Genomic DNA, 21912 nt, shown 5'->3' on the forward strand with positions numbered 1-21912 from the left:
ACAGTTCTTATTACAAGCTACGCTCAACCAGCTGCTGCACTTCAGCAAGCGCCGCTGGCAAAGCTTCAATATCAGTACCGCCACCCTGTGCAAAGTCCGGGCGGCCGCCGCCCTTACCGCCTAAGCGGGCCGTGAGGTCACGCACGAGATCACCGGCTTTAACTTTACCGACCAGATCCTGAGTAACCCCTGCTGCCAGGCTAACCTTACCCTCAGCGACCGTTGCCAGTACGACAACACCACTGCCAAGCTTATTCTTGAGCTGATCAATCGTGTCACGCAGCGTTTTTGGATCGATACCATCGAGCTGTTCCGCCAACACCTTAACACCTTTGACATCAATGGCGTTGCCGAGCAGGTCAGCACCTTTGGCAGCCGCCAATTTGGCCTTTATTTGCTCCAGCTCTTTTTCAAGCTGACGACTCTTACCGATCTGATCCTGCAATTTTGCTTCCAGCTGTACCGCTGACTGATCGATATATTCCAGCGCTTTAGCCCCGGTTATCGCTTCAATCCGCCGAACACCTGCCGCGATACCGCCTTCAGAGATCACTTTAAGCAACGCAATATCACCGGTACGACTCGCATGAGTACCACCACAGAGTTCGACAGAAAAGCCTTCGCCCATGGTCAGAACCCGCACGGTATCTTCATACTTCTCACCAAACAAAGCGGCTGCGCCGGTCTGCTTAGCGGTCTCAAGGTCCATAATCTCGGTCTGAACAGCAGAGTTTAAACGGATCTGTTCGTTACAGATCTGCTCAATCTGCTTCATCTCTTCAGGCTTCACCGCCTCAAAATGAGAGAAGTCGAAGCGCAAACGGTCTGCATCACAAAGAGAACCTTTCTGCTGCACGTGCTCGCCCAACACCTGACGTAACGCTTCATGCAATAGATGTGTGGCCGAATGGTTTACCGCCGTCGCACGACGCTTAGCACTATCGACCTGAGGCTCAACTGCATCACCGACTTTAAGGTTACCACTCACCAGCACACCATGATGCAGGTGGTTTTTAGATTCTTTAGTACAGTCTTCAACCCGGAACTCGACGCCCACAGCTGACAGCAGCCCCGTATCACCGACCTGTCCGCCAGATTCACCGTAGAACGGCGTCTGATCCAGCACCACCATACCCTTATCGCCAGCATTCAACTGTTCAACAGGCTCACCATCACGGAACAGCGCAACAACAGCAGCAGAACCTTCCAGTTCAGTGTATCCGGTAAAGGTCGTCTGCCCCTCAAGACGAAGAGTCTCATTGTAATCAACGTTGAACTTACCTGCTGCACGGGCACGGTTTCGCTGATCATCCATCGCCTGATCAAAACCATCCATGTCTACAGTCAATTGATGCTCACGGGCAACATCGGCTGTCAGATCCACCGGAAAACCATAGGTATCATATAGTTTGAATACGGTTTCGCCCGGTATTTCACTACCTGTCAGGTTGGCGATCACCTCTTCCAGCAAACCCAAACCATGATCAAGCGTCTTGGCAAACTGCTCTTCCTCTTTCAGCAACACGCGTGAAACCTGAGCCTCTTTCTCTTTAAGCTCAGGGTAGGCATCACCCATTTCAACCACTAATGCAGCCACCAGCGTATTGAAGAAGGGACCTGAAGCGCCCAGCTTATTACCATGACGAACAGCACGGCGGATAATTCGACGCAGCACATAACCTGCGCCTTCATTGGAGGGGATAACTCCATCGCAAATCAGAAAAGCACAGGAACGGATATGGTCCGCAATAACCCGTAACGACTGAGTATCGGTCTCTTTACATCCCACAGCAGCTGACGCAGCCTTCAGCAGGTTCTGAAACAGATCAATCTCATAGTTGGAGTGCACGCCCTGCAGTACTGCAGCGATTCGCTCGAGGCCCATACCGGTATCAATCGAAGGATTCGGCAGCGGCTCCATTGTGCCATCAGCAGAGCGATTAAACTGCATGAACACCAGGTTCCAGATCTCTATATAGCGATCGCCGTCTTCTTCCGGACTTCCGGGAGGTCCACCCCAGACATCGGCACCATGATCAAAAAAGATCTCACTGGACGGCCCGCAAGGTCCGGTATCGCCCATCGACCAGAAGTTATCTTCGTCTAACTTAGAAAATTTAGTCGGATCAATACCAACCTCATCTTTCCAGATTTTTTCCGCTTCATCATCAGAGATATGCACGGTCACCCAGAGCTTTTCTTTCGGCAGCTCAAGGATTTCAGTCAGGAAATACCAGGCAAAATTGATCGCGTCACGCTTGAAATAATCGCCAAAGCTGAAGTTTCCCAGCATTTCAAAGAAGGTATGATGACGGGCAGTATAACCAACGTTATCCAGGTCATTATGCTTACCACCTGCGCGAACACAGCGCTGACTGGTGGTCGCACGACTGTAAGAGCGCTTATCACTACCGAGGAAGACGTCTTTAAACTGCACCATCCCTGCATTGGTAAACATCAGGGTAGGGTCATTCCCGGGAATCAGTGAACTACTCTCTACAATTTCATGCCCCTGAGATTCGAAATATCCCAGGAAGGCCTGACGCAGTTCAGCACTTGTCATATTTTTCATGGCTTTAATCGCTCTAATACCTAACCGTCACCAGCCCTGTTTCCGATACAAAACAGAAACTTAGAAACAGACATGGAAATCATTATAAAAATGGCGAAGTAGTATATAACGAGACGATTAAATCTACGAATTTTTTTATATCAGGGGCAGATTTTAATAGAAAACCGCAACTAAAGATCAATGTAAAGCAGTAGAAAATGCACGTTTGATATTCACTCAAACCCCTGTCCGGCAGCTATAGCAAAATTAATCTGCTCTGAACTAAACCCACGCTGCGCCATAAAGCGCATCCGCTTGCCTCGTTCTTTAAAGTCGGCCCCGTCCAGATTAGTTTTATACTTGCGACGATACATCTCCAGTGCCAACTCAAACCAGTCGATATCAGCTGCCTCAAACGAAGCTGCAATCAACTCACTGGCAACACCTTTACGCTGTAATTCAAAACGTATCTTAATCAGCCCCTGCCCCTGCCCGACCCGCATACGGATAAAACTTTCTGTAAAACGCTGATCGGATTGATAGCCATTGCGGCCCAATTCATCCAGCACTTCATCCAGATCGACGCCCTCACAGCGCCTCACCAGCTTATCCAACAGCTCCTTGCGTGAATGTTCCCTACGAGCTAACAACCCAATAGCTGCATTTTTTGCCTCAGATTGAGTTTCGTACATTTGCGGCCTCTTATCAGACTATGATCAAAACACGTGCTATTTTGTGACTCCGCTAGCAGATCATCAAAACAGAGCATCTGATCTATCACTCTATAGAACGGATGTTATAAAAAAGGAGCCATGCGGCTCCTTTTTTAACTGATTTGCATCAAAACCGGTCTCTGTCGAAACCTATCCCTATAAACACCAGGCAGTTTTTTACAGATCCAGCTGAGGTTCAGCCTCAGACTCGGCCTCTTTTACTTTGGGTGTCGGCACCGCCAGCAGCTTTGCCCGAATTGCGGTTTCAATCTCGCTGGCTACCTCTGGATGCTCCTCAAGATATTTCGCCGCATTCGCCTTACCCTGACCAATTTTAGTGCCCTGATAGGCATACCATGCACCCGACTTGTCAACAAAGTCATGCTTAACGCCAAGGTCGATAACTTCACCCATATGGTAGATACCCTCACCATACATGATCTGGAACTCAGCCTCACGGAATGGCGGTGCTACCTTATTTTTAACAACCTTCACACGGGTCTCGTTACCCACGATCTCATCACCCTGTTTAACCGCTCCTATGCGACGAATATCAAGTCGCACTGACGCATAAAACTTCAGGGCATTACCACCCGTGGTGGTTTCAGGGCTACCAAACATGACGCCAATCTTCATACGAATCTGGTTTATGAAGATAACCAGTGTATTGGCGTTTTTAACATGCCCGGTAAGCTTACGCAGCGCCTGGGACATAAGACGCGCCTGCAAACCCATATGCGAATCACCCATATCGCCTTCAATTTCGGCCTTAGGGGTCAGGGCAGCAACGGAGTCGATTACCAATACATCAACCGCATTGGAACGCACCAGCATATCGGTAATTTCCAGAGCCTGCTCACCAGTATCCGGCTGAGAAACCAGCATATCGTCAACATTGACCCCCAGCTTCTCTGCGTATCCAGGATCGAGGGCATGCTCTGCATCGATAAACGCACAGGTCTTACCCATTTTCTGAGCTTCAGCAATGACCTGCAGTGTCAGAGTAGTCTTACCGGAGGATTCAGGACCATAGATCTCAACAATCCGCCCAGTCGGCAAACCACCTATTCCAAGCGCAATATCCAACCCTAAAGAACCGGTCGAGATTGCAGGAATCGCTTCACGGGGATGATCCCCCATCTTCATTACGGCGCCTTTACCAAACTGGCGTTCAATCTGACTCAGGGCAGCATCGAGTGCTTTCTGTCTGTTTGCATCCATTGTAGTGACCTATCTCTGCAGCGCAGTTAAATACTGTATGTTTGACCAGCATTATTAACATAGCGAGCTCCGTTTGCAAGAAAAAAATATGTTTTTTTATACAGTACTTTTATTTAATTGTTTTATAAGCCCTTTCAGTGCTTCAACAACGGCCTGCTGACGCACAGAATGACGATCCCCCATAAACTGAAAGCAGCACGTCTCGGTACTTGCCCCCTCAAGATGCCAGGCCATCCACACTGTACCCACAGGCTTCAGCGGCGTTCCACCACCAGGCCCCGCAACACCACTAATAGAGACACTTAATGACGCCCGGCTATTATTAACAGCCCCTTCAGCCATAGCCACCACCACAGGCTCACTGACGGCACCATCACTGCCAAACAACGCTTCCGGCACCCCCAGCATCTGGCTTTTCGCCTCATTACTGTAAGTTACAAAACCACACTCAAACCAGTCAGAACTCCCCGCTAATCCGGTAATTTCCTGCGCCACCCAACCGCCAGTACAGGACTCAGCCGTCGCAATTCTGACTTGCTTATCCGACGCTAACTGCGCCAGGGTTTTAATCAGCTGTTGTGTATCCATTATCCATCCTAAACCGAATCACAAAAACTACACGACCAGAACACATACACGCTTTCAATTCGTGTTACTGAGATATCTTGCTTTTTTTAAGGCAGCTTCCCAGGAAAAGGCTTATCCAGATTCAACTGAGCCAACCAATACCAGTGACTGTAATCCTCTTTAAGCCATCGTTCTAATGTATCGTTCAACTGTTCAGCGACATCCTCTGTTGCTGCTGTTCGGCTCGAGCTCTCTGCAGCAACAATTGGCGCTTCAATAATAGCCTCGTAGTTGGCAGCTGTCTTACGCTGTATGTGTATAGGAATAAGCGGCACGTTATATTTAACAGCAAGCTTAGCCGCCATTACCCTGTTTCCCTTCAATGGCAACTCTCTACCCAATGCAGGAGACCACACGAAACCATCTTTTTCCTCATCGATATAGAGCAATAATCCACGGCCAGATTTCAACCAGTTCAGCAACTCTCTCGCTGCCGTTGGTGACGCCGGAATGTAACGATTACCCGCATCCTCAGGACATAAGTACTTACGAATATTTAGCGCTTGCTGTAACCGGGCCTTATCGGGAATGGGGTCATATAGCACCGCCGCTATTATACCGTGACGACGCAGCACTTCAGCCATTAACTCCCAGTGTCCAGTATGCGCACTTACATAGATAACCGGACCCTCAATATTAGCGAGGTACTCACTTCCACTAACCGTTAAACGCTCAGCAGCAATTTTATGCAACACTGGGTACTCTGCATACACTCTCCCGATATGCTCTGCATGTTCAATAATACGAGACTCTCTTTTTTCGCTGTTATCAATGCCTTCTAACTGCTCAAAGTTATGATGCAGACGCGCCACCCACTTCCTTTTTAGTCGAATCGCTTTACGGGCACTTCGACGTCCCAGCCAGCCTCCTATAGCTGAAGCAGCATCGATCGGCAAAAATCTCAGCAGGCGAGCCAGCAACACCTCCGACTTCTGCTTAATGGATAGTCCATTAGTGTCCATATCAGTTCCTTTTACTAAGAATCATCGGCAAGCCACCTTTTGGCCGCAAAGTCAGACGACACTCAATATCCACCTTATGATTATCTCGCAGTCTGAGCTGATAGCGTTGCGCCAGAGTAGCCAGACATAAAATCCCTTCTGTGAGCCCAAACCTCAACCCCAAACAAACACGATGCCCAACACTGAAAGGGATATAGATAAACTTATCCGGACGGGGATTACCCGGCATGAAACGCTCTGGGTAAAATGCATTGGGGTTTTCCCACTCTTTCTCATGGCGATGCAGCAACCAGGGCAAGGCCAGCATAATAGTACCAGGCTTTATTTTCGCTCCCCGAATTTCATCCTCGCCCCGCGACTGCCGACTTAACAGCGGCACCGGGGGATAAAGCCGTAAAGATTCCTCGAATACTGCACGGGTAAAGGGTAAGTCAGATACATCTTCAAAGGTTGGGGTACGCCCTTGCAAGACCTGGTCAATCTCTGCGTACATCTTATTCCTTGATCGCTCACAACCATCCAGAAGGTACCAGGCCCAGGCGAGAGAGTTAGCAGTTGTTTCATGTCCCGCCATAAACATAACAATAGCCTCATTTCGCGCAGCCTGCTGACTCATCGGGCAACCAGATCTGCCTGCAACAGAAGCTTCACCATCTAATAATACTGACAACAATGTTAGCTGATCAGGCCTGCTGCCCTGCTGGTACCGCTGTATAATTTTATCAATTACCACGTGTACCTGAGCAGCAGCTTTCAACGCTTTCTTTCGTCGCATGGGGTTCACGATCCCCTTCAGAAACGGAAGACCAAACGTGTCTGCATAATCCAACTGCTCGATCGTTTGCTGATACTCAGTAAACCCACTCACTACCGTAGCTACATCTTCATCTGAAACATCATCGCCAAAAATAGTTCTCCCAATAATCCTGGCAGTCAGCTTTGCCATCTCATTGAGCACATCAACCGTCGAGCCGTCAGGCAAAGAGGCCCAACGATCGCCCACCTCCGAAGCAGACTGCGACATAACCGCCGCAAAACCTGGTAGATATGAGCTTTCAAAAGGCGGGGAGCACGCTTTACGCCGTTCCTGCCACAACTCACCATCACTCGCAAACAAACCATCACCCAGCAATGGTTCAAGAGCATTACGCATCTGTGGACTTTTTTTATCATAAATATCATGACGATCGAGAAAAACTCGCCGCACAGTATCTGAGGAATTACAGAGAAAATAATGCTGATTCAATAGCTTAAATGAAAGCGATCGAGCCTGATATGCCTTATCAGCCCAGACCGAAAGCATATTTCGACGAAAGATTGATGCATTAGTTAGGGACAGGCCGAAGGACTTTGGCCTCGCCGTTGCGACAGGAATAAACAACGACTCTTTGTCAGGAATACTCATTATTTTTACATTACTCATAAAGGCTGATTAATCCGGGATCGTATGACAGACAATAGGATTTGACGACTATTCAAACTAAATACCTTAATCCCAGTCGCATAAGGCCAACAGATGCGCTGAACTTACTGTAACAGATTACATTCGCCCTTCGTTAGCTTGGTAATTAAAGCAACATTACGATAGCAGCTCACTCTTATATCAGCCGCCTATTTACTTTAGAATAGGCGGCTCATTTATACGCTCTACTGGACTTCGTTATTAAGCATGGATAAACGTGTTGCTCTAATTGGTTACTCATACCGCCTACCGCAGACATCGCCTGACGCCTTTTGGCAAGATCTGCTTGACGGCAAGGATCTTATTACAGAGGTAGAACAATCACGCTGGTCGTTCGAGAACCACCTTCATCCAGATAGAGATCATCCCGGTAGCAGCTATACGTTCAAAGCTGGATCTCTGGGTGATATTTCAGGTTTTGATGCCAGCTTCTTTGGCATATCTCCCCGTGAAGCTGCCGTTATGGATCCTCAGCAACGCTATCTTCTGGAAATGACCTGGGAAGCAATTGAGCACGCGGGTATTCCAGCCTCTTCCTTAAAGCAAACAGACTGCGGCGTCTATATCGGTATCTCCAGCCTGGATTATGGCAACCGGATGTCTGATGACCTTTGCAGCATCAATGCATCGACTGCAACAGGTAATACGACGAGTATTGCCTCAAATAGAATATCCTATAGCTTTGACCTGCATGGTCCAAGCATCTCGATGGATACGGCCTGCTCATCTTCAATGGTCGCTTTTCACCAGGCATGCCAGGCCATTCTGAATGGTGAGGTATCTTCTGCACTGACCGGCGGTATCAGCCTTCATCTGCATCCGTTTGGCTTTATTATTTTTTCAAAAGCCACCATGCTCTCCCCCGACGGGCGTTGTAAAGTCTTCGATGAGTCCGCTAACGGTTATGTCCGCTCGGAAGGAGGCGGCATTTTCCTGTTAAAGGATTATGATCAGGCCGTTGCCGATGGCGATCAGATTCACGCGATAGTAGCCGCCTCTTCAGTCAACACTGACGGCTACAAATCAGGCATCACAATCCCCTCCTGCCACAGCCAGGGTAGGCTTATGGAACAGACCTATCTGAAAGCGGGTCTAACGCCAGATGATTTAGATTATCTCGAAGCACATGGTACAGGCACGCCTGTTGGAGACCCTATAGAGACACGGGCGATTGGTAATGCACTGGGAAAAAAACGCAAGACGCCTCTGCCTATAGGATCAGTTAAAAGTAATCTTGGTCACCTGGAACCCGCATCCGGCGTAGCGAGTCTGGTCAAAGCTTTGCTTATTATCAAGCACCGCAAAATACCAGCCACCATCAGCATGAAACACCCAAATCCAAATATTAAATTTGATGAGTGGAATATTCATGTCGTCGACAAACTGCTTACTTTGGAGAAGGAAGACCCTCTTAATATCGGCATCAACTCATTTGGTTTTGGCGGAGCAAATGCTCACGTCATTCTTCAAAGCGCTCCGGATAGAGCTCAGCCTTCAAACCAGCAACATCGTTCAGACCAAAGCCTCCCTTTGATTATTAGTGGACGAAGTGATCAGGCATTAATAGATAATGCCAGACGCTTAGCGGACTTTCTGGAGGCTGACCGACAAATTTCTTTTTATGATGTTGCATGGAACTACAATTACTGCAAAGAACGGCATTCAGAAGCCGCTCTGCTTTATGCGATGAATGCTGAAGAAGCGATATCCAAGTTAAACAGCTTTATCACCCCTAATGAGCAGCGAACAACTACAGAGATAAAAACGGGTAAAGGCTTAGAATCTGCAACCGGAGCGGTATTTATCTATTCTGGAAACGGATGCCAGTGGGAAACCATGGGTAAAGCGCTCCTTGAAACCTCAGATGTGTTTTGCCAAACAATCAATAAAGTAGATGGAATATTCAGACAATTCTCTGATTTCTCATTAGTAGATGAGATCAAAGGTCTAAACGGTACAAACAGGTTTGAATATACAGAGGTCGCACAGCCAGTCCTGTTTGCCATTCAGGTAGGGATTACAGAATACTTAAAGCATCAGGGAGTAACCCCTGTGTGCGTCACGGGCCACAGTGTCGGGGAGGTCGCCGCGGCATGGGCATCGGGCGCCCTGACGCTAAACGACGCTGTAAAAGTTATCTATTATCGCAGCTTGTATCAGGGCACCACTAAGGGCAACGGCGCAATGACGGCCGCCAGCCTGAGCCAGGAGCAAGTAGAAACACTATTACAGGAACCTGTGTTTAATGAAGTTCACCTCGCAGGGATCAACAGTTTTAAAGGCGTCACCCTGGCGGGCAACCCCGACCAACTAACAGTACTTGAAGCCCGTTTGCAGAAAGAAAACATATTCAATGTCCGGTTAAAACTTGACTACGCATTTCATAGTCAGGCGATGGACCCAATTGAGTCTGAGCTTTTAAATGCGCTATCCGGACTTAAGCCTTCGGCCACCAACCTGCCTTTTATCTCTACTGTATCCGGCACAGAGCTAGATGGACAAACGCTGACAGCAGAATACTGGTGGCATAACATTCGTCAGCCTGTACTCTTCTGCCAGGCACTGGATACATTGCTAGAACAGGGACACACTTGCTTTATTGAGATCGGAGGCCATCCGGTATTGCGCAGTTATCTGAATGATCAGATCCGCCAGCACAATAAAACTGCATTGGTTATTCCAACTTTCAATCGTAACAACGGCACTCTCGCTGAACTGGAAACGAGTGCCGCTGCTGCAGTAATGGCTGGCGCTGTCGATATGCATCGCTGGTTCCCAATAGATGGAAACAGACTGGAGCTACCTTTATACGCTTTCCAGCATGAACGTCACTGGCACCCGATCACTATTGAGTCTCACCGCTTGCTGCAAAGGCATGCTGTACATCCCTTGCTTGGAGCAGAATTACCACTTCAGCCTCTGCGATGGGAACATCAGATTGATACAGAGCTACACCCCTGGCTAGCAGATCATAAAGTTGGCGATAGTGTCGTTTTCCCGGGTGCCGGTTTTATCGAATTAGCACTAAATGCTGCAGATCGTTTCCAACCAGCTCAAACCGTTCAAATTGAAGACCTTGAAATACTCTTGCCTCTTATTCTTGAGCAGGGACAAAGTAAGGTGTTACAAACGTCAATTGATCAAGTCTCGGGTGATATTTCGATATTAAGTCGCAACCATATAGTATCCGAACAATGGGCCTTAAATTGTAAAGCCCGGGGACTCCATCAGTGTACCGGTAACGTTTTAAAGATAGCAGCGCCTTATATCCCTGGCAGAGATGCTGATTTCAACGAGGACACTCACCGGCAGTTAGCTCTTCAGGCCGGCCTTCAGTATGGCCCGGCTTTTAGCGCTGTAGATTTTGGATGGAGCAACGACAGTGAAGTCCTGGCGCAGCTAAAAGCAGATGACAGCATCGCAAAAACAACAAATGAGTATTTGCTGCACCCTGGCATACTCGACAGCGCCATTCAATTAGTTGTGCACTTTCTCATCAAGGAGTTAGAACAGACCAGCGGTACTGCATTTATACCTATCAGAGTTGATCGGATAACCATTGATCGAGAGATAAAAAAGCAACCAACGCTGGCTCATTTGAAACTGCTGAAGAAGTCATCCCACTCTCTCCTTACCCGTCTGGAGCTTTTTGATGATCTGGGCGCGTGTATTGCGATCCTGGAAGGCGTTCGATTTAAGTCAGTTCGTCTGTATAAATCGAAGCACCAGAAGATGGCCTATCTGAATTATCATCTGACACCGGCGCCAGCCTTATCGCAACCAGCTAGCGGTTTTCAGCCAGCACTAACGCAAGCACTATTAAGCATTGGCCAGCAGCAGTCTGACTCTTTTAACCGTTTCAGCAATGAGGTAGCCCCATTACTGGAAAGCATGATTCTGCATGCCATGTATGAAAATCTACAAACGGTGCAAGAGGAGCTTGGTAGCTTAAATATTGCTGAGCTGGAAGCGTTACAACTCAGAGACCCAGATCAGTTATCACTACAACCGCTGATTCTGAAACACGCTAAAGATCTTAACCTGTTAACTATCGCAGGTGAGACTTATGAGCTAAATCATGAGCTTAAGGATTCAGGAGTAAGCAGCTCCCTGATCTGGAACACCCTACTAAGAGAATACCCAGACTTCTTCAGCTTATTAAACCTTGCCGGACGAAGCAGCCTGAGCCTGGCACAGAAGATGCTGGGTAACGGAAAGGTTACGGGCATTAAACCAGAAGAAAGCTATTCCCGCCTGTTCAGGGACCTGTCAATTCAGACATGCTATCCGTTGATCGCATCAGGCTTAACTGAGCTTCTGCAACAGCAACAAAGAGCTCTTCAGCCGGGGCAGCGCCTTCGAGTATTAGAGGTTGCATCGAGTCAGACACACTTTGGCCATATTATCTGCAGCCAGATCAATTTCAATGACTGCGACTATAGCTTCGCCACGCCTAACGCAACAGCACTGGAGAGTTTTCATCATCTTCGCGAGCAATACCCGCTAGCAGCGGGTATTGATCTTGCAGATACGGACGCCTCAACTGTTGCTACAGAGGGACAACCGTTTCAACTGATCGTTATCAGCCTGGACAGCTACCGTATTCAGGACAACCTGCGCTTACTTCAACACATAAAGCCATTAATGGCTGAAGGTGCCTGCCTGCTTCTCTACGGCATGTCTCCAATTTACTGGCTTGACCTGTGCTTTGGTGACACCCCTGACTGGTTAGCCGAAAAGCTGTCAAATCAAGCGACAGCTGAACAGTGGGCGGCAACACTGAAAACCGACAACCTCAGTAGCATTGATATTATTTCAAATCAGTTACCCGAAACTGGTTTCTTCCTGATCTGCGGCAGTGCAGAAGCGAGCAAACAGGAACAGCCTGAAGAAATTGCATCTCACTGGCTCATCGTTAGCAATCAGAACGAACCAGAGCGTTTCTTACTGGATAAGCTGGCTGCGACAAAGACTCCGCAAACAGTTATACAATCAGCCTCGCGATCAGCGCTGATTGAAAAATTTATTGAACTGCAACAGAGCGGAACAGACATAACTGATGTCATTCTGCTAAGCCAAACTGACTCAGACGAAGCCCCCCTCATTAGTCAGACAGAGCGCTGTACGTTAGCTACAGATATATCTATGGCAATGGAGCAAACAAACTCCAAAGCTCAGCTTTGGGTGTTAACCGAAGGCGTTGGCGCAACTCTTCCCTGCGACCATCCAATCGAGTGGGAAACGGCTCAGCAAACACCTGCGGATGCTGCACTTTGGGGCTTTACCCGAACGCTGATGAATGAGTCGCTGAACACGACTGTACGTCTGATTGATCTTCCTACAGTAGTTAGTGAGTCCTCAGTTGACGCACTCATCGATGAGTTGCAGCACCCCTCTGATGAACAGGAACTGGTTATCTCGCCCGATGGGTCAAGATTTGCGCCGCGATTGAGAACCGAAACTAAACCCGGCACCGTTGAACTTCAAACTGAAGACCAGTTAATCACACTGGGATTCGAACTGCCTGGGCAGCTTCGCAATCTGAAATGGCAGACACAGCCGCAGCCGGTTTTAACCGACGACGATATCGAAGTTGAAGTAATGGCTACAGGCCTTAACTTCCGGGATGTCATGTATGCTCTGGGACTGCTCTCCGATGAAGCTATTGAAAATGGCTATGCTGGCGCAACGCTGGGTCTGGAGTTTTCCGGACGCGTACTCAGAACAGGAAAGAACGTAACCGACTTTTCTACTGGCGACAATGTCGTCGGTTCAGGTTCATCCTGTTTCAGTAACCGACTGATCGCCAAAAGTACTGCGATTGCCCAAATGCCTGAAGGGCTCAGTTTTGAAGGCGCTGCGACTATTCCGACCACATTCCTGACGGTCTATTATGCCCTGCACTATCTAGCCAGACTGCAACCCGGCGAAAAAGTGCTTATTCATGGTGCAGCCGGCGGCGTTGGTATTGCTGCGATACAGATTGCTCAGTGGCTCAACGCTGATATTTATGCCACGGTAGGCTCCGATGACAAACGGGAGTTTCTTGAGTTGCTGGGAATCCCTTCTGAGCGGATTTACAACTCACGAACGCTGACCTTCGGCGAGGAGATCCTCAGAGATATCGGCGACGGAAAAGGCATCGATGTGGTCCTCAACTCCCTGTCAGGGGAAGCGATCAACCAGAATTTCCGGGTGTTAAAACCCTTTGGCCGATTCCTTGAGCTGGGCAAACGGGATTTCTATGAAAATACCCATATCGGCCTGCGTCCTTTCCGTAACAATATCAGTTACTTTGGTATTGATGCAGACCAATTACAACTGGAGATGCCAGAACTGTCCGCACGACTCTTCAAAGAATTAATGGATCTATTCCGGGACGGCACCCTGTTTCCGCTACCCTATACCCAGTTCAACGCTCACCAGGTTATCGATGCGTTCCGTTACATGCAACAGGCTAAGCAGATAGGCAAAATTGTTGTCACCTATGAACAGGGCTTAAGACCCGATATAAAGACAGAAGAGCAAGCAGAGATAACAAGCTTACAACTGTCAGCAAATGCAACTTATATGGTAACAGGCGGTCTTGGCGGCTTCGGTTTACGAACCGCTAAATGGCTAATTGAAAAAGGCGCGAAGCATCTGTTATTGGTTAGTCGCAGAGGTGCATCATCGGAAGAAGCAGTCGAGTTTCTGTTGCAATGCCAAACCGATGGCATCGCTGTTCGGGCCGAAGCCTGTGATGTCACTGATCGAAGTGCATTAGCCCGAATCATCGCTCTTTGTGGCAATGAGCTTCCCGAACTGAAAGGCGTTATTCATGCAGCGACAGTGATCAATGACAGTCTGATCCGCAACCTGAATGAAGAACAGATAAGAAGCAGTCTGGCAGCAAAACTCTGCGGTGCCGAGTATCTGGACGAGCTCACCAGGGCGATTAAACTTGATCTCTTCGTAGTCTACTCCTCCGTTACAACACTTCTGGGCAATCCGGGTCAAGCGGCATACGTTGCGGCCAATAGCTGGCTGGAAGCACTGACGGCAACCAGGCGCAGTCTTAACCTCCCCGCTACATGTGTACGCTGGGGAGCGATTGAAGATGTAGGTTTCCTTACACGTAATGAAGAGATCAAAGAGGCGCTGCAAAGCCGTCTTGGCGGAAATGCCTTGAGCTCCGAATCAGCGCTGAATGTCCTTGAGCAGATGATTATTCACAATATTCCCAATCTGGGAGTGATGGAGCTGGACTGGCATACGCTGAGTAAGTTTCTACCCACAGCCTCGCAGAATAAATTCCGCGAGATTAGTCTGAGAGCCGGTGATAGTGAACAAAGCGATGTGAACACCCTTGATCTTAAAGCAATGATGCGGGATATGACCGAATCAGAGTTTAATGCTGCAATCCTTGAAATTCTTACTAATGAATTAAGTGAGATACTGATGATTCCTGCAGCCAAAATAGATCCGAATAAATCGATCTATGATATGGGCATGGACTCCCTGATGGGTGTTGAACTTATGACGGCTCTTGAGTCCAGAATGGGTATTCAGGTTCCTGTTATGGCACTGACTGAGACCCCCATGCTATCTCAATTAACAAATAAGATTATTGACTTGGTCAAGCAGGAAGGAACCAATGCTGAGCTATCTGAAGATAGCGGTGAATTACAAAGACTGGTCTCTCAGCATGGTGAAGTAGCCGATGCAGAGTTCTCAGCTGAGATTCTTACTGCCATCAATCAGGGCTCTACTAATCATCGGATACACCATAAATGAGCGCTAAAAAACTGACCAATGACCTGAAGCAAAAGTTGATTCAGCAATCACTGCGCCGAAAGTACGACCAGGTGGGCAAAGAAGAGAACAAGCCTTTAAAGGCCCTGACCCAATCTGATATCCCTGAAAAGTTTTATCGTTTTGATCAGCACCCCGGTTATCGGCAGATGCAGATCATTGATCAGGGGGCGGCCCGGCTTGAACTGGAAAGTCCTTTTTTCAGAGTGCATGATGCCTTAGCCGGTGCGACTACAAGCATCAATGGCCGGGAGTTAATTAATTTCGCGAGTTACAACTACCTCGGACTATCAGGACACCCTGACGTTAATAAGGCCGCCATAGAAGCCATACAAATGTATGGAACATCTGTTTCAGCCAGCAGGATAATGGCGGGAGAACGACCTATCCACAGAGAGTTGGAACAAACTATTGCCGAGTGTTATGGCGTTGACGACGCGGTCGTTTATGTCAGTGGCCATGCAACAAATGTCTCCACTATCGGCTATCTGTTTGGCAGCAAAGACCTCGTCATTCACGATGAATATATCCATAACAGCTCCGTTGTCGGCGCACAACTTTCCGGCGCCAAACGACTTTCGTTCAGCCATAATGATATGAAGGCGCTGGAGCAGCTTTTAGAACAGCACCGCCATCAGTTTGAACGAGTTGTGGTCATCGTAGAAGGGTTATACGGCATGGACGGGGACTATCCAGATCTCCCCCGCCTCATCGAACTCAAACAGCAATATCATTGTTTTCTCATGGTTGATGAAGCCCACTCATTCGGCGTGCTTGGACGTTCAGGAAAAGGGCTGAGAGAGACCTTTGGAATTTCAGGAACTGACGTCGACATATGGATGGGAACCCTGAGTAAAACACTGTCGGGCTGCGGCGGATATATAGCCGGAGAAACCGCTCTGATTGATAACCTGCGTTATCTCTCTCCCGGTTTTTTATACAGCGCAGGCATACCCGCCCCTACTGCCGCTGCAGCAATATCCTCCCTGCAGATCATGGCAAAGGAGCCTGAGCGGATAACCCGGCTTCATGACATTTCTGCTTACTTTTTAGAGCAGGCAACTCTCGCAGGCCTGAATACAGGAGACTGCAGAGGTATTGCGATTGTGCCGATCATAATAGGCAGCTCAGTCAAGACAACCCGCATCGCAGAAAGTCTGTTTCAGCAGGGAGTCAACGTCCAGTCAATCGTGTATCCCGGGGTACCTGAAAATAGCGCCCGACTGAGATTTTTCCTCTGTTGCGATCATACCCGGCATCAGGTAGATCAAACAATCAGACTGTTGAAACAGCTACTCTGATTTTCAGATATAGGGTATGACATTGAGAAACTGCGAAAAAGTATTCCTGTTGTTACAGGGTCCGCCTTCACGATTCAGTTCATTACTCTTTAAAGAATTAAAAAGTCGTCAGGTAAAGTGTTTTAAAATCCACTTATCGCTTGGAGACTGGTTATTCTGGCAAGGAGGCAGTGCCGATAACTATCGCGGAAAACTATCCGACTGGCCAGCGTATCTGAAAGACTATATTCAGAAAAACGGCGTCACCGACGTAGTCTATTATGCCGACCGAACCCCCTATCATAAGGCAGCAATCAAGATTGCAGCTGAGCTGGGCATCAATGCAATCACTTACGAAAACGGCTACCTACGGCCCTTTTGGATTACTCTGGAACATGGTGGGATGTCGCGACTCTCCCATTTTCCTAATGACCCGCAAGACATCCTTCGCAAAGGTCAAAACCTACCCCTGCCGGTTACCCATAAAAATCTGGGACACCCGTTCTGGCTGGAAGCCTGGAACGAGGTTGTATTTAGCCTGGCAAACTACTTCGACATTGCTTTTTTCAGACATTATCAATCAGATAAGGTGTACAACCCGATTTACGAATACCTTAACTACATCCCCAGATTACTACGGGATAAAAAAAACCAGAAAAAGGCTGAAGCCATAACCTCCCGTTTGAAAGCAGAGAAGCAACGTTTTTTCCTTTTTCCACTGCAAATGCAGAATGATTATCAACTCAGGGAAAATTCCCCCTTTGACCATCAATCAGAAGCAATAGAGCTGGCGATTCAATCACTTAAACTGAGCGGTCAGCAGGACACCTCCCTTTTATTCAAAATCCACCCAATGGACAACGGCATTGAACCATGGGAAAAAATTATTAGCGAACTGACTGCCAGACACAACCTTGAGGGCAGGATACTGGTTATAGATGGCGGCAACCTGAACAAAATAATGAATTTTTGTACTGGTATTATTACCATTAATAGTACAGTCGGAGTGCATGGCCTACAGAAGATAAAACCAATTGTAACGCTGGGCGATGCAATGTATGACATCCCTGGACTCACCAGTCAGCAGCCTCTCACTGCCTTTTTCCAGCAACCAGAGCCCCCAATTGCAGAGCTGGTTGACGCTTTCGTTCGTTTGATAGCGGCAACCATTCAGATTCATGGTAGTTTTATTTCAGCTAAAGGACGTGAACTGGCAGTCCATGAGATGTGTGACAGATTGATCACTAATAGTGTGAATCAGCCCGGGGCATTTTTACCTACCCCCCCAAGAATAAGAAAAACAGTAAGTATGAGCAAAGGCGAGCAGCTCCACATTTAGAACAGGCCTTTCGCAAATATACTCAGGAAAAGCAGATAAAAAATATTAGTCTGCTGTCCGGTTATAACCCAGTACGTGTAAAATTCTCTGCGATATAAAGGCGGGCAACACGGCCAAACACCAACTTCCCATGTTTAGCGGAAACGGAAAGCTAACCCTGGCCGCATTCCGGTCAATCCCTTGCTGGATAATTCGTGCAGCATGCTCGGGCGTCATCAGAAAAGGTTTAGGACCAGGCATTGCATCACACATCGCCGACTCAATATTACCCGGCATGACCACCGTCACACCCACACCTGTACCCGACAACCCTCCTCTCAATGCTTCTCCATAAGCTTTGACTGCCGCTTTGCTGGCACAGTAGCTCGGCATAATAGGTAAACCATAAAATCCGGCTAATGAACTGATCAGAGCAATTTTGCCCCGGCCTCGCTGACGCATTAACTTTGCCAGATAACTGGACATAACCAGGGTAGCCTTTATATTCAGGTCCAGTAACTGAACCATCTCTACTTCACTCTCCCCAGAGCAATCGGCACCAATATTGATATTTATCCCGGCATTAGCAATGAAGAGGTCAACCGGTGAGTGCTCATCAAGCTGTTTTAACCAGTCCATTAGCGCGGGTATATTTAACATGTCAATGGCATATGACCTTACATCAGCACCCAGTGAAATGCATTGCGAGCTAATCTGTTCAAGCGCAGCTTCATCTCTGCCCTGCAGGCATAATGTCACACCAGGTGCTGCATAACGCTTTGCCAGAGCACCGCCAATCGCTCCTGTAGCACCGGTTATCAATATAACTGTTTGTTTTGTAACGCTGGATGCTTTAGGACTAACCACAATAAGTATTCCTTTGAGATAACCGCTTCACAAGGTTAAAGAACCGATGCTTTACGAAGAATATCATGCTTAATAAGAGCAGGAGTCTTAATGTTGTATCATCTGATGAACTAGCTCCGTTTAAACCTTTATCGTTATTCCGGTTTACGTACACGCTTCCATACCCATGAATTCAGTGTTGTTTTCGGGGGCTTATGGCGCTGCTGATTAATAAGATCCACTGCCGTTTCTACGTTGACCTGATGCCCCGAACCGGGATCAACATATATTGGGTACATAATCAGAGTTGCTGCAACCAATTGATCCAGCGTAAGTTTACGAGTCCGTCGAGGACAATAATGACGATCTTCCGTCAGTCCCCAACCGGCATAGAAAGGGATTCCATAAGTGTAAACCTTTACGCCTCTCAGCAAAGCTTCAAAACCGGTTAGAGACGTCAGTGTATGAACCTCATCTACGCATTCTAATAACTCTGGCATGGCAATATCAGTCACTCGAAGGTCGTAACTATCTGCCATCTGCTCACTATCAGTTTCTGCCAACCGGGCTCCAACCAGAACATCCGGATGAGGTTTATAGATAATATAGGCATCAGGGTTACTCAGCCGGACTTCGGATAACAGTTGAGCATTTGTTGTAATATCTACCGCGCCTAGACGAATTGAAGCATCGGTTTCAACCTGACCTGGAATCAGAATGATTCGACGATCTTTAGGCAACGTTAATGGTTGCTCCTCTCCAGTGTTATACTTACTGAGTCTGAGCAACACCAGTTTCTGCCGCAACTGTTCTGCCCGTATTAACTGGTGCTCAGAGAAGTGACTATTTTGCAGTAAAGACTCCAGTTCCGAAGGTGCCGTTGCATCATAATAAATTCCCTTAGCATCGATCACCAACGACAAAGGGTCTACCGCATCCGCTCCTAACCCCACCGAGCGGACAAAACCATCTTCCATATAACTCACAGAAAGAAAATTCTGATTAGCAATAAGAGAGCCTATAGACGCTTTATCAGATGCCCATACTAGCAAGCGCTCACAAGTGCGGGTCATGCTGGAGGGGGATGATTTATAAAACTTTATCCGGGCCTTGCTTCCGAGGAAAGAAGGAACAAAGCCCTTCTTCCAATAACCAAATCCAATTCCCAACCATTGGCCGGAGAAACGATCTCGCTGCCGTTTCTGATCGGCAAGTAAAGCAACCGTTTCTTCAAACTCGCAACGTTTACCGGTGTACGGGTTTATATAACGACAATAGCGTAAATACGCGGCGGCAAATAGTTGATTAAGCGAACGATGAACCTGGCGACGGGAAACGCTTTTATGATCCGTTGTTAAACCCCAGCCAGCATAAAAAGGAACACCAAAACATATAACCTCTTTACCCGCCAGCAACCCTTCAAAACCCAGCTGACTCGTTACCACATAAACTTTATCGACCAGGTCTAACAAAGCCCAGGGTGATACATCCTCTGTAATAACAGTGCAACCATACTCAGAGGCAAGCGACATCAGATGACCTTGCTTTTTACCCGCTATGACATCAGGATGAATCTTTACAATGACCTCAGCCTCAGGATTGTCTGCACATGCCGTTTTAAGCATTTGCCTGAAACTATTGATATTGGCTAAGCCATACTCAATAGATGCATCTCCCACTGTCTGGTCAACAACAAGTACTTTCAGTTTATCTGTTGATAACCCAAGTACTGGACGGTCAGGTGCATGATTATATTTTGATAGACGATAATGACGTATTAGTTCAATTCCAGACTCTGCTCGAAGCAGCTCCTGATGAGTGAACGTAGCAGAACTAATCAGCATTTCGAGATCAGACGCACTGGTAGCATCGTAATAAATACCAGAAGTATCAACAATCAAGCTATGTTGAAGAGAGCCATCGACACCTAACCCCAGTGAGCGAAGGAAGCCATCTTCCAAAGATAAATAGGGTAAGTCATGCTTAATCGCAAAACGACGCGCTTTGTCAGAAGTCTTCTTAAGCCCCCAGCCAGCAATAGCAGACACTCCCGAGGAACGATTTACAACTCCCAGAGCGGTTATTGGCTGCTCTAAATAAACATCCAAATATGGGATACGGCCAATCCCTAATGAGAAATAACCAATCATAAACAGTTTCGTGAATTTTTTAACATACGCTCACACTCTGTCACATCATTACTCAACTCAAGGATGGCATTCACCCAAAGTTGTGGCTCCATTGGTACCAGAAAGCCATTTTGCTTATGACGAATGACTTGACGATAAACATTATGATCAGCGTAAACACCGACAGCACCGGCCTGAGTGATATCGTAATACTTAGTATAAGAGCGAGCCTGATTGAAGCCAGTATTAAGAAGTGGAGCTAAGCCAATACTTCGTCCAGGCCTGCTAACCAATGCTTGATATGACTCCCAGCCCATTGGATGCAAAATATTTACCCGGGGAATATCGGAAAATATTTTGCGTACTTTATGATTTCCCATCATTTCAAATACCAGAGAGCTATCCTGATTAAGCACATTCCTTACCACAGGTAATAACCAGTTAATCTCATCCATATGTGATGAAGAACCATGATAAAAAATAGTTTTTAACTCTCGTGAATCGATGTAGGGAGATTTAGCCTCCAATAATTTAGGCTGCCAGCTTTGGTACTTATCGACTAGCCAGGGGGTCGAAAGCCATAACTGTGCACCCTGAGCTTGCAACCAGGACTTATAACGACAAGCATTATAATAAAGCTTCCAACGATAAACCGTTGATAAGCCGCGATGAGTAGCCATATCGAACAGATCATCATCCATAAAGTAGATCAGCTGATCTATCAGGTTCCGATATCGTTCAACCCAGCGCAGCCATGCCTTACTGAGATAGCGAACAAAAATTATAGAAAGACCTGCTTTGGGTGGTAATGAAGGAGGTGGCTCGAAACAATGATACTGAGATACTTCTGTATTCTGCAGCTCAGGCTTAATAAAAAAATCGGTTGACGGATTTTTACCAGCTTGGATTATCCAAAATTGATCAGCCATAAGAAACCTACTCTTTGAAACCCAGGTAACGAGAAGAAACCTATCTACACATAGTAACGCCAAGGACTTAAACCAAAGCT

The 21912-nt window shown here is 47.4% G+C and carries 12 protein-coding genes; 3 read left to right on the plus strand and 9 right to left on the minus strand.

The genetic code is table 11. From position 1 onward, the window contains the following. Positions 1–10: 10 nt before the first annotated feature. The 6 genes from alaS to Q0499_RS16285 all read right to left on the minus strand — a co-directional run bounded on the left by alaS (position 11) and on the right by Q0499_RS16285 (position 7497). Positions 11–2563 carry an alanine--tRNA ligase gene (alaS, locus tag Q0499_RS16260; RefSeq protein ID WP_299201311.1) on the minus strand — a complete coding sequence of 851 codons (2553 nt, stop codon included), beginning with the start codon at positions 2561–2563 and terminating at the stop codon, positions 11–13. 221 nt (positions 2564–2784) lie between these two features. After that, positions 2785–3243, minus strand: coding sequence for a regulatory protein RecX (locus tag Q0499_RS16265; protein WP_299201264.1), 459 nt, complete (start codon positions 3241–3243; stop codon positions 2785–2787). A gap of 198 nt (positions 3244–3441) precedes the next feature. Next, on the minus strand, positions 3442–4485 hold the full coding sequence (gene recA, locus Q0499_RS16270; RefSeq protein WP_299201268.1) for a recombinase RecA: 1044 nt from the start codon (positions 4483–4485) through the stop codon (positions 3442–3444). Positions 4486–4581: 96 nt separating this feature from the next. Next, positions 4582–5073, minus strand: a complete 492-nt coding sequence (locus tag Q0499_RS16275) for a CinA family protein (protein WP_299201271.1) — start codon at positions 5071–5073, stop codon at positions 4582–4584. An 86-nt stretch (positions 5074–5159) separates the two neighbouring features. After that, on the minus strand, positions 5160–6074 hold the full coding sequence (locus Q0499_RS16280) for a hypothetical protein (RefSeq protein ID WP_299201273.1): 915 nt from the start codon (positions 6072–6074) through the stop codon (positions 5160–5162). Position 6075: 1 nt separating this feature from the next. Next, positions 6076–7497: a cytochrome P450 gene (locus Q0499_RS16285; RefSeq protein WP_363317815.1), complete on the minus strand. Its 1422-nt coding sequence runs from the start codon at positions 7495–7497 to the stop codon at positions 6076–6078. A gap of 246 nt (positions 7498–7743) precedes the next feature. Here Q0499_RS16285 and Q0499_RS16290 point away from each other — a divergent pair, with 246 nt between their 5' ends. Genes Q0499_RS16290 through Q0499_RS16300 form a run of 3 tightly spaced genes read left to right on the plus strand, consistent with a single transcriptional unit; the run spans position 7744 to position 17949 of the window. Further along, complete coding sequence (locus Q0499_RS16290) at positions 7744–15312, plus strand: type I polyketide synthase (RefSeq protein WP_299201275.1); 7569 nt, start codon at positions 7744–7746, stop codon at positions 15310–15312. Further along, on the plus strand, positions 15309–16631 hold the full coding sequence (locus Q0499_RS16295) for an aminotransferase class I/II-fold pyridoxal phosphate-dependent enzyme (RefSeq protein ID WP_299201278.1): 1323 nt from the start codon (positions 15309–15311) through the stop codon (positions 16629–16631). The genes Q0499_RS16290 and Q0499_RS16295 overlap by 4 nt, the downstream gene beginning before the upstream one ends. Before the next feature lie 16 nt (positions 16632–16647). Further along, on the plus strand, positions 16648–17949 hold the full coding sequence (locus Q0499_RS16300) for a capsular biosynthesis protein (RefSeq protein ID WP_299201281.1): 1302 nt from the start codon (positions 16648–16650) through the stop codon (positions 17947–17949). A gap of 45 nt (positions 17950–17994) precedes the next feature. On the opposite strand, the gene Q0499_RS16305 is transcribed toward Q0499_RS16300, so the two are convergent. From Q0499_RS16305 to Q0499_RS16315, 3 genes are all read right to left on the minus strand, one after another. After that, positions 17995–18795 (minus strand): SDR family NAD(P)-dependent oxidoreductase, encoded by an 801-nt coding sequence (locus Q0499_RS16305; RefSeq protein WP_299201284.1) that lies wholly within the window; start codon positions 18793–18795, stop codon positions 17995–17997. Positions 18796–18929: 134 nt separating this feature from the next. Continuing rightward, the gene (locus Q0499_RS16310; protein WP_299201287.1) at positions 18930–20924 is read right to left on the minus strand and encodes a capsular polysaccharide biosynthesis protein; all 1995 of its coding nucleotides are present in this window, start codon (positions 20922–20924) and stop codon (positions 18930–18932) included. Beyond that, positions 20921–21832, minus strand: a complete 912-nt coding sequence (locus tag Q0499_RS16315; RefSeq protein WP_299201290.1) for a glycosyltransferase family 1 protein — start codon at positions 21830–21832, stop codon at positions 20921–20923. Before Q0499_RS16315 ends, Q0499_RS16310 begins: the two co-directional genes overlap by 4 nt. Positions 21833–21912 lie beyond the last annotated feature (80 nt).

Origin of the sequence: uncultured Amphritea sp., from assembly GCF_937127095.1 — a bacterium.
In the GTDB taxonomy this organism is placed as follows: Bacteria; Pseudomonadota; Gammaproteobacteria; order Pseudomonadales; family Balneatricaceae; genus Amphritea.